Consider the following 14,252-nt stretch of genomic DNA (forward strand, 5'->3'; position numbering starts at 1 on the left):
CGGCGCGGGCCGGAGACGAGGCGGCCGCCGGCGGTACATCCGCCGGCGGCCGCTTCATGCCGGGCCCCGATCAGTCGCCCGCACGTGCCTCGAGGAGCCGGATCGTGCCCGTCGGGCAGCGCCTGGCCGCCTCGCGGACGAGGTCGGCGAGGGCGGCCGGCGGCTCCGGCTCGCGTACCACGACCACGGTCTCGTCGTCGTGGCCGAACACCTGCGGCACGGCGGCCACGCACAGGCCGCTGCCGCAGCACGTGTCACGATCCACCGTCACGCGCATGCTCACCACTCCACCGGGATCCTCAGCAGCCCGCCGATCAGCGTCCCCTCACTGCGGCCCAGCTCGGCCGCGGGCACGGCGAGCCGCAGGTCGGGGAAGCGGCGCAGCAGCGTGTCCAGCACGATCTGCAGCTCCAGCCGGGCCAGCGAGGCGCCGATGCAGAAGTGCGGCCCCACGCTGAACGTCAGGTGGTAGTTGGACGGCCGCGCCACGTCGAACTCGTGCGGGCAGCAGAACACGCTCTCGTCCCAGTTCGCCGACTCGACCGCCGGGATGATGCTCGTGCCCTTCGGCACCGTCACCCCGCCCACCTCGATGTCGTCGGTGACGTAGCGGAGCATCGACAGCGAGCCGTTGAGCAGCTTGAAGCGCAGCACCTCCTCCACCGCCGACGGCACCAGCGACAGGTCCGCGCGCAGCTTGGCGAGCTGGTCGGGATGGGCCAGCACCTTCGCCACCATGTAGCCGATCTGGCTGGCCGTGGTCTCGTAGCCGACCAGCAGGAGCAGCCGGCACCACCAGTGCAGCTCGTACTCGCTCAGGCGGGTGTCGTCGTCCTCGTGGACCTGCGTCAGCGCGCTGATCAGGTCGTCACGGGGGTTCGCCCGCCGCTTCTCGATCAGCGCCCCCATGTACGCGCTGATCTCGCGCATCGCCGCGCCGATCTCGGGCCCCGAGTACTTGCCGGTGGACAGGAACCGGTCCGTCCAGCCGCGGAAGCGGTCCTGGTCCTCGGCGGGCACGCCCAGCAGGTCGCAGATGACCCGGATGGACAGCGGGAACGCGACGGCCTCCGACACGTCGGCCGGGCACGGCCCGTTCTCCATCTTGGTCACCAGCTCGTCCACGATCTCCTGCACCTTGGGGCGCAGGTTCTCGACCATGGTGGCGGTGAACGCCTTCATCACCAGCCGCCTGACCCTGGTGTGCTCAGGCGGGTCGGGGTCCATCCGCTCGTCCTGGAACATCTTGTTGTTCGAGGTCATGCGGGCCGCGTCGGGGCGGTTGAGATTGCGGCTGACCCGGTGGTCGGTCAGCACGGACCGCACGTCCTCGTACCGCGTGACCAGCACCGCCCGGTCGCCGCTCGGCAGCACCACGGGGAGCACGGGACGCTCGCGCAGGTCCGTCAGCTCGGCGGGCACGTCGAGGGGGGAGGGGCGCGGGAACGGGTACGGTACCGGCTGTTCGCTGCTCATCTGGTCACCTTCCTGATCATGCGGCTCACACCGGCCGGGCCTCGACGATGCTGTGGGGCGGCTCCGTCGGGTGGATGTCGACGACCTCGAAACCCGACTCCTCCACGAGCCGCGTCCAGTCGGCGACGGTCCGCTCCCGGCCGCCGTTGGTGACCGCCATCGAGATGTCCATCAGCTTGATGTAGTGGGGGTCGTTGCCCTCCGGGACGACGCCGTCCACGATCAGCACGCGGGCGTCGGCGTCGTCGCCGATCGCCTGCCTGATCCTGCCCAGCACCTTGCTGCACTCGGCGTCCGCCCAGTCGTGCATGACGGCCTTCAGCGTGTACGCGTTCGCGCCCGACGGCACCTCGTCGAAGAAGCTGCCGCTGACCAGCTCGACCCGGTCGGCGACGCCCTGCGCGGCGAGCACCGGCGGCGCCGTCGCGATGGCGGTCTCGATGTCGAACAGGATGCCCCGCGAGTCCGGGTAGCGGCGCAGGATGGCCGACAGGAACCGGCCCTGGCCGCCGCCGATGTCGGCGATGGTGGCGAAGCGCCCGAAGTCGAAGGAGTCGGCGATCTTCGGCGCGCGGCTCTCGTTCAGCTCCGACATGGCCTTGTGGAACGCGGCGGCGAACTCGGGAGCCTCCTGCTCCAAGTACTCGAAGAAGTTCTTGCCCTCCCGCAGCTTGCGGCCGTTGGGCTCGCCGGTGCGCACGGTGTCGTAGGCGTAGCCCCAGCAGTTCCACACGGTGGTCTCGCCGTAGAAGTAGGCGAGGTACCTGAGCGAGCCCGGCACGTCGCTGCGCAGGTACTGCGCCTTCGGCGTCAGCTCGAAACGCCCGTCGCCGCGCTCGGCGAACACGCCGACGGACGCGGCGGCGCGCAGGAACCGGTGCAGCGTGGGCGCGTGGCTGTCGGTCCGCGCGGCCAGGTCTTCGACGCCGCACGGGCCGTCGGCGAGCAGGTCGGCGACGCCGAGGCGGGCGAGCACGTTCAACGTGCCCGCCACCCATTTGCCGGCCAGCATCATGAGCAGTTCCTGCTGCTCCTCGCCGGGACCCTGCGCCGGTACGCGGTCGGTCGAGGTCGTGGTCATCCCGATTCCTCCTTCTGGGTGACAGGTCGTTTCCGCCGCCTTCGGGCCGGTCAGGGGCCTGCCATGCCCGGCAGGCTGCCACCGGCGGCTCAAGGGCGGATCAAACCGGCATGGAGCGCGGGCCGGGCCTTCCGGCCGAGCGGTTCGCGAGGGCGTTTCGAGCCTCGCCGCGCATCCTGGGGACCCACGTTCACGATCTCCCGAGGAGTTGCCATGCCGTACACGGCGATCACTTATGACATCAAGGGCGGACACGAGGACGAGGTCGCCGAGGTGTTCGCGAACTTCCGGCGGCCGTCCGGGAACGTCGTCCCCGGGGCCGACGGCGGCCAGGCCGGCCGCATCCTCGCCACCGCGGTGTTCATCAGGGACAGCATGCTGGTGCGGTTCATCGAGTACGAGGGCGACCTCGACGCGGTGATCAAATTCATGGCCACCCAGCCGGGCGTGGCAGAGGTCGAGCGCAAGCTCGCCCCCTACCTGAACAGGCCGCGCGACACCGGCACGGTCGAGGGCTTCACCAAGACCTTCAACGCCAGCCGGCTGCGCTGCATCACCCAGTTCGCGGTGCCCAGGAACCCGGAGCCCTCAGCCTCTGCGGCAGACCAGTAGCGTGTCGAAGTCGCCGAGCGGCCGGTGCTCCAGCGCGGTGAAACCGGCCGCCGCGGCGTGCTGCCTGACCTCCTCGACCGGATACTCCGAGCCGCCCTCGGTGACCAGCATCATGTCGAGGCTGATCACCAGGTTCTCGATCAGGGCGGGGCCCTCGTCGAGCATGCGGTCGTAGATCACCAGCGCGCCGCCCGGCTTGACCGCCGCGCCGGCCTTCTCCACCAGGAAGCGGCGGCTCTCCTCGTCGTAGTCGTGCAGCACGTGCCCCAGGACCACGACGTCGGCGCGCGGCAGCGGGTCCTTGAAGAAGTCGCCGCCGTGGAAGCTCATCCGCTCGGTCAGGCCCAGTCCTGCCATGTGCTCGTCGAAGAACGGCTCCATCTGCGGCAGGTCGAACACGGTGCCGGTCAGGTCGGGGTGCGCCTTGGTGATCTGGCCGGCCAGGTTGCCCCGGCAGCCGCCGACGTCGAGCAGCGTCGCGTGGCCCGAGAAGTCGAACGCCTCGATGAGCTGCGGCCCGAGCACCTGGGTCAGCGCGTCCATCATGTGGATGAACCGGCCCAGGATCTTCGGGTCGCGCAGGACGTCCTGGAAGTCGCCCTTGGCCTGCGGCTCGCCGGTGCGCAGGGCCTCGGACAGCTTGCCCCAGGCCGGGTAGAGGTTGTCGTTGGTCCTGCGCATGAACCCGCCGACGTACGTCGGCTGCTCGCGCACCAGATACTGGTCCGCGCCGGCGGCGTTGCGGAAGCCGTCGCCGTGGCGTTCCAGCAGGCCGAGCGCGGTCAGCAGGTGCAGGAAGTCGCGCAGGCCGCGGCCGTGCAGCCCGAGCCGCTCACGCAGCTCCTCCTCGGTGGCCGGGTTGTCGTGCAGGACGGTGAACAGGTCCAGCTCCACCGCGGTGAGCAGGGCCTTGGCCTCGCAGAAGGCGTTGCACAGCCGGATGAGCCCGGTGGGGGTGGTGACGTCCGGAGCGATGCCCGTCATACGTGACTTCCTTTCTCGCAGCCCTGGCCGACGGTCGTGCCGGGTCGCTCGCGACGCTTCCATCGCGAGGTGGAGACCGGCTCGAAGCCGGTTGGAGCGCGACGGCGGCGCCGCCCTGCCTCGACCGGGAATCGAGGGGCGGACCAGCCGGTGCCTGCACGATGGGCCGAGCCGTACGTCGCAGCGAGAGGAATGGTCTGGTGGATCAAGGGCTACGCGGCAAGCGCGTGCTGGTGACCGGTGGGACCAGGGGCATCGGTCGTGCCACGGTCCTCGCCTTCGCGCAGGCCGGCGCACACGTTCTGGCATGTCATCACACCGAGGGCGAGGACGCCGACACCCTCGCAAGGGAGCTGAAGGAGCTCGGCGACCGCAGCCGGGTGGTGCGGGCCGACGTGACCGACTCCGCGGACGCCCGCCGGCTGGCCGGCACCGTGGACTCCGAGCTCGGCGGGCTCGACGTCCTGGTCAACAACGTCGGCGTGGACGGCGCGGCCCCGTTCGCCAAGATCTCGGGCGAGGAGTGGCAGCGGCTGCTCGACCACAACGTGACCTCCGCCTACCTCGTCACGCAGTCGATGCTGCACCTGCTGGCCGACGGCGCCTCGGTGATCAACATCGGCGCGTCGGCGGCGCTGCGCGGGCGGATGAACGGCGTGCACTACTCCGCCTCGAAGGCGGCGCTCATCGGGTTCACCCGGGGGCTGTGCAAGGAGCTGGGCGCCCGCGGCATCAGGGTCAACCTGGTCGCGCCTGGGCTCACCGAGACCGAGCCGGGTGCGGGGCTGCCGCCGCAGGTCGTCGAGCGGATCGTGTCGATCACGGCGCTCGGGCGGCTCTGCCGGCCGCACGACGTGGCCGGCGCGGTGCTGTTCCTGGCGGGCGACACCTCCCGCTACATCAGCGGCGTGACCCTGAACGTGGACGGCGGGATCTGAGCGGCGGGCGGGAGACCCATGGACATCGGAGTCGGCGCGCCGAGCACCGTTCCCGGCACGGACGGCAGGGAGCTGGCCGAGTTCGCCCGCCGGGCCGACCGGCTCGGCTTCAGCACGCTGGCCGTGCTCGACCGGCTGGTCTACGACAGCTACGACACCGTGGTGACGCTGGCCGCCGCGGCGGCCGTGACCGAGCGCATCACGCTGGCGCCCACGATCCTGCTGGCCGCGTACCGGCCGAGCGCGACGCTGCTGGCCAAGCAGCTGGCCAGCGTGGACCGGCTGTCCGGCGGCCGGCTGGTCGTCGGCGTCGCCGCGGGCGGCAGGGAGGACGACTTCACCGCGACCGGCGTGCCGTACGGCGGGCGCGGGCGCCGCCTCGACGCGGTGCTGGAGGAGATGGAGCGGGTGTGGTCGGGGAAGGTCCCCGGCGTGGGTCCGCGCCCGCAGCGCGGCGGGATCCCGCTCTGGGTCGGCGGCAACTCGGCCGCCTCGATGGCGCGCGCCGCGAGGTACGGCATCGGCTGGATCTCCGGCAGCACCCCGCTGCACCGGTACGCCGAGGTCGCCGCCACCGTACGCAAGTGCTGGGCCGACGCGGGCCGCACCGACCAGCCCCGGCTGGGCGCGCTCGCCTACGTCGCACCCGGCGCGGACCGCAGGCAGGCCGGCGGCCGCTACCTGCTCGACTACTACGCCTACACCGGCCAGAAGGCCCGCTTCCTGGCCGAGAACGTCATCACCGACGACACCCGGCTGCGCGAGACGATCGACGGCTACGCCGCCGCCGGGTGCGACGAGCTCATGCTGATCCCCTGTACGTCCGATGCCGGCCAGCTCGACCTGATCGCCGAAGTGGCCTTCGGCTGAGCCCGCGCCGACGATTGAGAAGGAGGACGCCATGCCGTACGCGGCCATCACCTACCGGGTCAAACCGGGTTACGAGGACGAGATCGCCGAGATCTTCGCCGGCTTCCAGCGGGTGGACACCCCGGTGTTCGCCGGCGACGACGGCGCCGACGCCGGCCGGCTGCTCGGCACCGCGGTCTTCATCAAGGACGACGTGATGGTGCGGATCATCCACTACGAGGGCGAGTTCGCCGCCATCGCCCGCCACATGGCGAAGCAGCGCGGCGTGCACCTGATCGAGGACCAGCTCGCCCCCTACCTCCAGGAGCAGCGGGACACCGGCGACGAGGCCGGGTTCGGCCGGTACTTCCGCGACGCCGTCATGCGCTGCATCTCCCAGTTGTCCGTCGAGACCCACTCCGCGCAGCGATGAGCGAGCGGCCGACGTCGATCGCGGTGCTCGGGCTGGGCGGCATGGGCGCGGGCATGGCGCGGGCCCTCGTCGCCGCGGGTGCGCGCGTCACCGCGTACAACCGGAGTCCTGACAAGGCCGTGCCGTTGCGCGAGGCGGGGGCCGCGATCGCGGCCACCCCGGCCGAGGCGGTGGCCGGCGCCGAGGTCGTGCTGCTCAGCCTGGCCGACGAGGCGGCCGTGGAGCAGGTGCTGTTCGGCGCGCTGGACGGGCGGCTGCCGGCCGGCGCGGTCGTCGTGGACACCTCGACGGTCACCCCGGCCTTCGCCGTGGACGCCGAAGCGCGGCTGGCGAAGGCGGGGGTGCGGCGGGTCGAGGCGTGCGTGCTCGGCAACCCGGCGATGGCCGCGAAGGGCGAGCTGCGCGTCTTCGCCGCCGGTGAGGACGCGGCGGTGGCCGACGTGCGCGACGTGCTGGAGGCCATCGGGCAGGACGTCCGCGTGCTCGGGCCGACCGGGAACGCGAGCGCGCTGAAGCTGGCGTTCAACCTGATGCTGGGCGTGCAGATCATCGGGCTCGCGGAGGCGGTGACGTTCGTCGAGGCCATGGGCGTCGATCGGGGCGTGCTGCTGGACGTCTTCGAGCGCAGCGGCTGGCGCTCGCCGGTGCTGTCGTTCCGCGCGCAGTTCATGCGCGGGCGGACGTACCGGCCGGCGGCCTTCCGCGCCACGCTCATGCACAAGGACCTTCGCCTGGCGATCCAGGAGGCGCAGGCGCACGGGGCCGAGCTGCCGGTGACGGCGAGCGCCCTCGACCGCTACACCGCCGTCCTGGAGGCCGGCCGCGGCGACGACGACGCCGCCACGGTCGCCGAACCGACACCCCCCGCCGACCTCCCCACGCCCGCCGACCCGGTGTCACGCGGCGATCGCATCCCCACCCCCGCCGAGCCGGCCACGGACGGCGGAGGTCAAGGGCCGTGATCACGGATCTGCTGGCCGTGGCGGCGCTGGTGGGGAGCGGGGTGGTGGCCGGAGTGCTGTTCGCGGTCGCGCTGAGCGTGCTGCCCGCGCTCTTCGCCATGCCGGCCGACCGCTACGTCTACACCCACCAGCTCGTGGGCCGCCGGTGGGACCCGACCATGCCGATCATCGTGCTGACCTCGATGGTCCTCGACATCGTGCTCGCGGTGCTGACCAGGGCCGAGCCGGCCGCGCTGTTCGCCACGGCCGCCGTCCTGCTGCTCGGGGTGTCGGTGGTCTCGCACTTCTGCAACGTCCCGATCAACCGGGTGGTCAAGGCCCTCGACCCGGACAAGGTGCCGCCCGACTGGCGCGACCCCCGCCCGCTGTGGCGGCGCTGGCACCTGCTGCGCACCGCGCTCGCCCTGATGGGCGTGACGGTGAACGCCGTCGCCGTGGTGCTCGCCTGACCGCGCCGGGCACCGCGGCGCAAAGCCGGATGAGAAGTCAGAAAGCGCCGGAACATGGCGCGGCCGACCGAATGGAGAAACTGCAATGAGCGCCTTCGACATGGACGAACTGAAGGACATCCTGCGCAAGATGGGCGGCGTCGACGAGGCCGACCTCGACGGCGACATCGCCGACACGGAGTTCGCCTTCCTCGGCTACGACTCGCTGGCCCTGCTGGAGCTGTGCAGCCAGGTGGAGCGCCGCTACGGCGTCCAGATCAGCGACGAGGCTGTGCTGGACATGCCGACGCCGGCCAAGGCGATCGACTACGTCAACTCGCTGCTGACGGCGAAGGCGGGTGCGTGACATGGCCGGGCACACCGACAACGAGATCGTCGTCAACGCTCCCATGCAGCTCGTCTGGGACATGACCAACGACATCGAGTCCTGGACCGAGCTGTTCAGCGAGTACTCGGAGGCCAAGATCCTCTCGGACCGTGACGGCACGATCCTGTTCAGGCTCGCGCTGCACCCCGACGAGAACGGCAAGGTGTGGAGCTGGGTGTCGGCCAGGCGCCCCGACGAGGCCACGAAGACCGTCCGCTCGCAGCGGGTGGAGACCGGGCCGTTCAAGTACATGTGGATCTACTGGGAGTACCTGCAGGAGGACGGCGGCGTGCGCATGCGCTGGGTGCAGGACTTCGAGATGAAGGCGGAGGCGCCGGTCGACGACGCGACGATGCAGGCGCGGCTCAACCGCAACACCCCCGTGCAGATGGCACTGATCAAGCAGAAGGTGGAGGCCGCCGCGGCCGCCCGCTGAGCGGTGCGGACGCGAGGGCCGGTGGCAGGCTGACCGTTTGGAGGAGCTCGTGCTGGAGATCGTCGTCCCGCTCGTCCTGCTGGCCAACGGGCTGGCCGCCGGGGTGCTGCTCGGCACCCAGATGGGCGGCTGGCCGCTGCTGGACAGCCTGCCACCCGACCGCTACGTGCACGCGCACGCGTTCTTCTCGACCAGGTTCGACCCGTTCATGCCCGCCTGCCTGCTGCTCACCACGCTCGGCGACCTCGCGCTCGCCCTGCTGGCCGAGGTCACGGCGGCGCGGGTGCTGTACCTGGTGGCGGCCGCGCTCTGCCTCGGCACGATCGCGATCTCGGTGACGAAGAACGTGCCGGTGAACCGGTGGGTACGCACCCTCGACCCCGACCACCTGCCCGACGACTTCGCGCAGCGCGACCCCCGGCGGCAGTGGGGCTCGTGGAACCGGGCGCGCACCGCCCTGTCCACCCTCGCCCTGATCGTCAACTGCGCCCTCGTCGGCCTGGTCCTGTAACCCCCCGCGACGTCACCCCACGACGCCAAAGGCCGGCTCCCGTGCGAGAGGAGCCGGTCCTTGGCGTGTCCTGTCGACGTCTCACCCGCCGTTCACTCGGCTTTGGCGGCCTCCAGCACCGGCACGTTCGCCGCCCGGCGCGCGGGCAGCGCCGAGGTGAGCAGCGTCGCCACCGCCGCGCCCGCCAGGAGCGCCAGGAACAGCCACCACGGCGGCGCCGGGCGCAGGAACGAGCTGCCGCTGGTGACGTACAGGAGCCCCAGGGTCCCGATGCCGATCACCAGGCCGAGCAGCGTGCCCAGCACGACCACGGTGGCCGCCTCCCAGCGGACGATCCCGCGTACCTGCCGCACGGTCGCGCCGACGGCACGCAGCAGCCCGAACTCGCGGGTGCGCTCGACCACGCTCATCGAGACCGTGGTCGCCATGCCGAACAGGGCCAGCAGCAGCGCCATACCGACGAAGCTGTACGTCGAGCGCAGCGCCCTGGTCTGCGACTGCGATGCGGCGTCCACGTACGCGTCCCTGTCGAGCACCCGCACCCCCGGCACCCCGGACAGAGCGCTCTGCAGCGCCTGCGCGGAGCCCCCGCGGACGAGCACCGCCAGCGTGGCCGCGTTGGTGTCGAGCCGGTCCATCGTCGCCGGGGCCACGAGTGCCTGGTCGGCGAACAGGTGGGACGGGTCGTGGTAGGAGCCCGCGATCTTGAGCGTGACCCGGCCCTGGAGGCCGCGTACCACGATGTCCTGGCCGCGCCGCAGCCCCCGCTCCTTCATCACGGTCGAGGCCAGCGCGATCTCCCCGTCGCGCAGGACGGGCGGCCTGCCGCCCAGCCGCAGGACCTCGCGCAGGCCGCTCTGCTCGGCACCGCTGACCAGGAAGCGGTACGGCTCGGCGCCGCCGGGCGACACCAGCGTGACCTCGCTCTGGGTCAGCAGCGCGCTCGCCGACACGCCGGGCGCGTTCGCGACCTTGGCCGCGACGTCGCGGGCCAGCGGCGCGGGCGCGCCCTCCGCGGTCCGCGCGGTCGAGGCGATCGCGTGCTCGGCGACCATCACCTGCCGCCCCGCCTCGATGAACCGGTCGTGCACCGACATCGTCACCAGCACCAGCGAGGCGACCAGCGCGACGCCGAGCATCAGCGACGAGGCCGCCGAGGAGACCCGGCGCGGGCTGCGCGTGATCGTGGCCCGCGCGAGCCGCCCGGTCTCCCCGCTGACCACGGTGCCGACCCGCCCCACCAGACCCCCGAGCGGCCCGACGAAGAACGGGGTGAGCACGGCCAGCCCTGTCACGCCCAGCATCGACGCGAAGAGCACCATCAGCGTGATCGCGAACGTGCGGTCCGAGCCAGGCGTGTCGCTGATCCGCACCGCCACCGCGACCCCGCAGAACAGGAGGGCGGCGGCGAAGAGCCCGCCCGCGAGCAGCAGCCGGGGCCAGCGGCGTTCGACCGGCTCGGCGACGGTGCTGCGCAGCGCCTCGATGGGCGAGACCGCCCCGGCGCGGCGGGCCGCCCGCCAGGCGGCGGCCTGGGTGACGAGGATCCCGGCGGCGGCGGGCACGAGCAGCGCGGCGAGGCCGAACTGCGGGTCGGACGCGGAGACGTCGAAGCCGTCTTTGGCGAACAGCCAGATGATCAGCTCGGCCAGCGGGAAGCCGGCGGCCACGCCGCCCAGCGCCGCGACCGTGCCCAGCACCAGCGCCTCCAGCCGGATGAGCCGGCCGATCTGGCGGGGCGTGGCGCCGATCGCGCCGAGCAGCGCGAGCCGCCTGGTGCGCTGCCTGACGAGGGTGCCGAAGGTGTTGGCCACCACGAACAGGCCGACGAAGATCGCCACGGAGGCGAGCATGCCGACGACGCCGGCGATCGAGGCGCCCTCGCCCGCCGCCGCCGCGGTCTGCGCGGCCCGTACGGACGCCGCGGTGCGTACGGTGGCCGTGTCGCCCAGCTCGCGGGAGACCTCGTCGCGCAGCCGGTCGGCGGACACGCCGGGAGCGGCCTTCAGCCAGACGCCCTGCCAGCTGCCCGGCGGCAGCATCGCGGCCTGCCGCACGGTCTCGGGCGGCGCCAGCACGAGGTCGCCCGCCGCCACCGCGCCGCGGTCCTGGACACTGACGATGCCGGAGATCCGCACCTGGCGGGTCTCGCGCGGCAGCGTCAGCGTCAGCGGGTCGCCGACGCCCAGCTCGCCGGCGCGCGCCAGGTGCCGGATGACCACCACCTCGCCGTCGGCGGCCGGCGCGCGGCCCGCCTCCAGCCGGTACGGGCTCAGCCGCGCATCGGCCACCCAGGGACGCAGCAGCGTACGGCCCTCGGCCGCCGCCATGATCGCCTGCCCGTCGGCGCGGGCGGCCGTCACCGCGACCGTGGCGTCACCGGCCGCCGCGGCCACCCCGGGCCGGGAGGCGAGCCGGTCGAGCTGGATCCGGCCGTCCGGCGGCGCGAACGGGTCGGCGGGATCGACGGTGCCGCCCTGCACGAGCACGTCGGCGTTGGCGTACTCGGTGGCGTCGCTGCCGGCCACCGCCTCCTGCGCGCGCAGCGCGAACTGCGTCGAGCCCGCGATGAGCGCGATCGAGCCCAGTGCCGCCAGCAGCGTGGCGGTGAGCCGCACCCAGCCCTCGGCGAACGTGCGGCGCGCGATCAGCCACAACGGGTTGCCCATGACGCTCAGCCCTCGATCTTGCGCATGCGGGCGTGCACGGCGTCGATGGTGGGCCCGGCCAGCTCGTCCACGATCATCCCGTCGGCCAGGAACAGCACCCGGTCGGCGTACGCGGCGGCGGCCGGGTCGTGGGTGACCATGACCACCGTCTGCTGGTAGTCGTCCACGGCGGCGCGCAGGAAGCTCAGCACCTCGGCGCTGGAGTTCGAGTCCAGGTTCCCGGTCGGCTCGTCCGCGAACAGCACCTCCGGCCTGGTCAGCAGCGCCCGCGCGACGGCGACCCGCTGCTGCTGGCCGCCGGACATCTCCGAGGGCCGGTGGCTCAGCCGGCCGCGCAGGCCGAGCGCGTCCACGATCGTGTCGAACCAGCCGGGCTCCACGTCACGGCCCGCCAGCCGGCCGGTGAGCCTGATGTTCTCCTCGGCGGTCAGCATCGGCAGCAGGTTGAACGACTGGAAGACGAAGCCCATGCGGTCGCGGCGCAGCTCGGTGAGCCGGGTGCGGGACAGCTGGGTGAGGTCGGTCTCGCCGACCCTGATCGTGCCGGACGTCACCACGTCAAGACCGGCCAGGCAGTGCATGAACGTCGACTTGCCCGAGCCCGACGGGCCCATGATCGCGGTGAACTCGCCGCGGACGAACGCGGCCGAGACCCCGCGCAGCGCGTTGACCGCGCCGTCGCCTGATCCGTAGGTCTTGGCCACCTGCGAGGCGACCATCACCTGGCCCGCCCCGGTCATCGCGGTCCTCCCGCGTGGCGGGGGAGCGGGCGCGGCGCGTCCTGCCGGGCCGTGGCCTGGCGTGTGCGGCTGCGGGTCGGCTCGGGCATGAGGATCTCTCCTGGTCGGCGAATATTTGAACCCCTGCGAGATAATCTCACTGTGAGACTATATCGGATGGGACTACAGTGGGCCGCATGCTCCAAGATCTGCTCGAGCGCTTCCTGGCCGGAGAGGGCGGCCCCGCCGCCGACCACGTGGGGCTCGGGATGCTGCTGGCCGAGGTGCACAACCAGAGCCGGGAGCGGCTCAACCAGGCGCTGCGCCCGCTGGGTCTCAATGTCCGCACATTCGCCGTGCTGCTCGCGCTCCCGATGTACGGCCCGGTCAGCCAGCGTGATCTCATCGACCGCCTGCGCATCGACAAGTCCGCGATGGTCCGGCTCATCGACGAGCTGGAGGCTCGCGGGCTGGTCGCCCGCGAGCGGGCGCCGCAGGACCGGCGGGCCTACTGCATCGTGCTGACGCCCCAGGGTGAGCGGACGCTCGCGGCGGCGCGGCAGGCCACCGACCGGATCGGCGGCCACCTCTTCGGGTCGCTGCCGGAGTCCGAGCGCGGGCTGCTCGTCGAAGTACTGCGCGGCGTGGCGGAACGCGCCGCCACTCCTGCGCCGGACGCCACTCCTTCGCCGGACGCCACTCCTTCGCCGGACGCCACTCCTTCGCCGGACGACGCCACCTCTTCGCCGGACGCCGCCGCCCCTCGCTGAACGCCGCGGCCCTGCTGAACGCCGCCGCCCCGCTGAACGCCGCGGCCCCCCGCTGACCTGCGCCCCGAGCGGGGAGTGGACAGGGGTCACTTGCGGTCGCCCGTTATGGCGACATTTCGGTATTGACACCCTTCGGGCAAGATCCGTAGCGTGTCGGGTAAAGGCCGAAATTTAGGGCGTTCTTGAACGCCTTGCGGAAAGGAAAAGTGTGCGACGCAGACTGGCGAAAGTCGCTTCGATCCTCCTCGCGACAGGATTTCTGACGGCGGGAGGCACCTTCCTCGCAACCACCTCCGCACAAGCAGAGACCACCCGCACGTCGAATGTCGCGGCCCCGGCCGCCGTATGGGTGGACTACAAGAACTATCTCGACTATGAGGCCTGCCGCCAGCAGGGCAGGGAAATGCTCGGCGGCGGCGTCGTCATCGCCTACAGGTGCGATTGGGACAGCCCGTTCTGGATCCTGCGCGTACGCATCGAATAGGTGCGGAAAAGGTCCCGGTCAGGGCGGCGAAAGGTGCTCCGCCGCCCTGACCGGGTTTCATCTTCTCAGCGGTAGACGCTCAGCAGCCAATAAGGGCTGTCCCACGAGCAGTCCCAGTCCTTGATGATTCCGGCGTTCAGCAGTTCGCCGCCCTCGCGGGCGCACGCGGCGTAGGTCGCGTAATTCTTGTACGGTGACCAGCCGGCCGCGGCCTGCGCCTGCTGCGTCGTTCCGGCCGCCGCTGGAGCGGCTGAGAGGGAGGTTATTCCGGCTGTCAGGAATGCCGCCGCCATAAGCGTCGAGGTGGCTCGCGCCAGTCTACGTCGCACGCTTTTCCTTTCCGCGGGAAACCGATTATTCGGCCTTTCGGGACACGCTACGGATCTTCACGGAGATCTGTCAACGCCGGATTTCGGACAGCACTTCGCCTGATCACCTTCCCGTATCAGCTGGCCGATCGCTCTTGCCGCCGGTCGGGCCCGCGTCCGAAGGTCTAGAAGGATCGGGGGAAG

Annotated in this window: 18 protein-coding genes; 11 read left to right on the top strand and 7 right to left on the bottom strand. The window is 71.8% G+C overall.

What is annotated here, in order from left to right:
- Positions 1-70 precede the first annotated feature (70 nt).
- The 3 genes from AB0K18_RS11030 to AB0K18_RS11040 are packed head-to-tail and all read right to left on the bottom strand — an operon-like array spanning position 71 to position 2,557.
- The gene (locus tag AB0K18_RS11030) at positions 71-277 is read right to left on the bottom strand and encodes a ferredoxin (protein WP_364913082.1); all 207 of its coding nucleotides are present in this window, start codon (positions 275-277) and stop codon (positions 71-73) included.
- Between the two features lie 2 nt (positions 278-279).
- Positions 280-1,476 carry a cytochrome P450 gene (locus AB0K18_RS11035; protein WP_364913085.1) on the bottom strand — a complete coding sequence of 399 codons (1,197 nt, stop codon included), beginning with the start codon at positions 1,474-1,476 and terminating at the stop codon, positions 280-282.
- Between the two features lie 25 nt (positions 1,477-1,501).
- Positions 1,502-2,557: a methyltransferase gene (locus AB0K18_RS11040; RefSeq protein WP_364913088.1), complete on the bottom strand. Its 1,056-nt coding sequence runs from the start codon at positions 2,555-2,557 to the stop codon at positions 1,502-1,504.
- A gap of 213 nt (positions 2,558-2,770) precedes the next feature.
- On the opposite strand from AB0K18_RS11040, the gene AB0K18_RS11045 reads away from it, so the two are divergent.
- On the top strand, positions 2,771-3,169 hold the full coding sequence (locus AB0K18_RS11045) for a SchA/CurD-like domain-containing protein (protein ID WP_364913090.1): 399 nt from the start codon (positions 2,771-2,773) through the stop codon (positions 3,167-3,169).
- Here the strand turns inward: AB0K18_RS11045 and AB0K18_RS11050 are convergent.
- The gene (locus AB0K18_RS11050) at positions 3,146-4,153 is read right to left on the bottom strand and encodes a methyltransferase (RefSeq protein ID WP_364913093.1); all 1,008 of its coding nucleotides are present in this window, start codon (positions 4,151-4,153) and stop codon (positions 3,146-3,148) included. The genes AB0K18_RS11045 and AB0K18_RS11050 overlap by 24 nt on opposite strands.
- Before the next feature lie 200 nt (positions 4,154-4,353).
- On the opposite strand from AB0K18_RS11050, the gene AB0K18_RS11055 reads away from it, so the two are divergent.
- The 8 genes from AB0K18_RS11055 to AB0K18_RS11090 all read left to right on the top strand — a co-directional run bounded on the left by AB0K18_RS11055 (position 4,354) and on the right by AB0K18_RS11090 (position 9,098).
- Positions 4,354-5,091 (top strand): SDR family oxidoreductase, encoded by a 738-nt coding sequence (locus AB0K18_RS11055; RefSeq protein ID WP_364571263.1) that lies wholly within the window; start codon positions 4,354-4,356, stop codon positions 5,089-5,091.
- An 18-nt stretch (positions 5,092-5,109) separates the two neighbouring features.
- Positions 5,110-5,961 (top strand): LLM class flavin-dependent oxidoreductase, encoded by an 852-nt coding sequence (locus tag AB0K18_RS11060; protein ID WP_364913096.1) that lies wholly within the window; start codon positions 5,110-5,112, stop codon positions 5,959-5,961.
- A gap of 31 nt (positions 5,962-5,992) precedes the next feature.
- A complete protein-coding gene (locus AB0K18_RS11065) occupies positions 5,993-6,373 on the top strand; it encodes a SchA/CurD-like domain-containing protein (RefSeq protein WP_364913098.1) in 381 nt (126 codons plus the stop codon).
- Entirely contained in the window at positions 6,370-7,335 is a 966-nt protein-coding gene (locus AB0K18_RS11070) for an NAD(P)-dependent oxidoreductase (protein WP_364913101.1), read from the top strand. The genes AB0K18_RS11065 and AB0K18_RS11070 overlap by 4 nt, the downstream gene beginning before the upstream one ends.
- On the top strand, positions 7,332-7,784 hold the full coding sequence (locus tag AB0K18_RS11075; protein WP_364913104.1) for a DUF1772 domain-containing protein: 453 nt from the start codon (positions 7,332-7,334) through the stop codon (positions 7,782-7,784). Before AB0K18_RS11070 ends, AB0K18_RS11075 begins: the two co-directional genes overlap by 4 nt.
- 85 nt (positions 7,785-7,869) lie before the next feature.
- A complete protein-coding gene (locus tag AB0K18_RS11080; protein WP_355430381.1) occupies positions 7,870-8,130 on the top strand; it encodes an acyl carrier protein in 261 nt (86 codons plus the stop codon).
- A gap of 1 nt (position 8,131) precedes the next feature.
- Complete coding sequence (locus AB0K18_RS11085; protein WP_364913107.1) at positions 8,132-8,587, top strand: SRPBCC family protein; 456 nt, start codon at positions 8,132-8,134, stop codon at positions 8,585-8,587.
- Positions 8,588-8,624: 37 nt separating this feature from the next.
- On the top strand, positions 8,625-9,098 hold the full coding sequence (locus tag AB0K18_RS11090; protein ID WP_364913109.1) for a DUF1772 domain-containing protein: 474 nt from the start codon (positions 8,625-8,627) through the stop codon (positions 9,096-9,098).
- Positions 9,099-9,190: 92 nt separating this feature from the next.
- On the opposite strand, the gene AB0K18_RS11095 is transcribed toward AB0K18_RS11090, so the two are convergent.
- Entirely contained in the window at positions 9,191-11,767 is a 2,577-nt protein-coding gene (locus AB0K18_RS11095; RefSeq protein ID WP_364913112.1) for an FtsX-like permease family protein, read from the bottom strand.
- Positions 11,768-11,772: 5 nt separating this feature from the next.
- Complete coding sequence (locus AB0K18_RS11100) at positions 11,773-12,507, bottom strand: ABC transporter ATP-binding protein (RefSeq protein WP_345388393.1); 735 nt, start codon at positions 12,505-12,507, stop codon at positions 11,773-11,775.
- A gap of 176 nt (positions 12,508-12,683) precedes the next feature.
- On the opposite strand from AB0K18_RS11100, the gene AB0K18_RS11105 reads away from it, so the two are divergent.
- Positions 12,684-13,256, top strand: coding sequence for a MarR family transcriptional regulator (locus AB0K18_RS11105; RefSeq protein ID WP_364913116.1), 573 nt, complete (start codon positions 12,684-12,686; stop codon positions 13,254-13,256).
- A 208-nt stretch (positions 13,257-13,464) separates the two neighbouring features.
- Positions 13,465-13,740, top strand: a complete 276-nt coding sequence (locus AB0K18_RS11110) for a hypothetical protein (protein ID WP_364913119.1) — start codon at positions 13,465-13,467, stop codon at positions 13,738-13,740.
- A gap of 65 nt (positions 13,741-13,805) precedes the next feature.
- Here the strand turns inward: AB0K18_RS11110 and AB0K18_RS11115 are convergent, their stop codons facing one another.
- Positions 13,806-14,069 (bottom strand): hypothetical protein, encoded by a 264-nt coding sequence (locus AB0K18_RS11115; protein WP_364913122.1) that lies wholly within the window; start codon positions 14,067-14,069, stop codon positions 13,806-13,808.
- Between the last annotated feature and the right edge of the window lie 183 nt (positions 14,070-14,252).

The sequence above is a fragment of the Nonomuraea sp. NPDC049421 genome, assembly GCF_040677005.1.
GTDB lineage: Bacteria > Actinomycetota > Actinomycetes > Streptosporangiales > Streptosporangiaceae > Nonomuraea > Nonomuraea salmonea.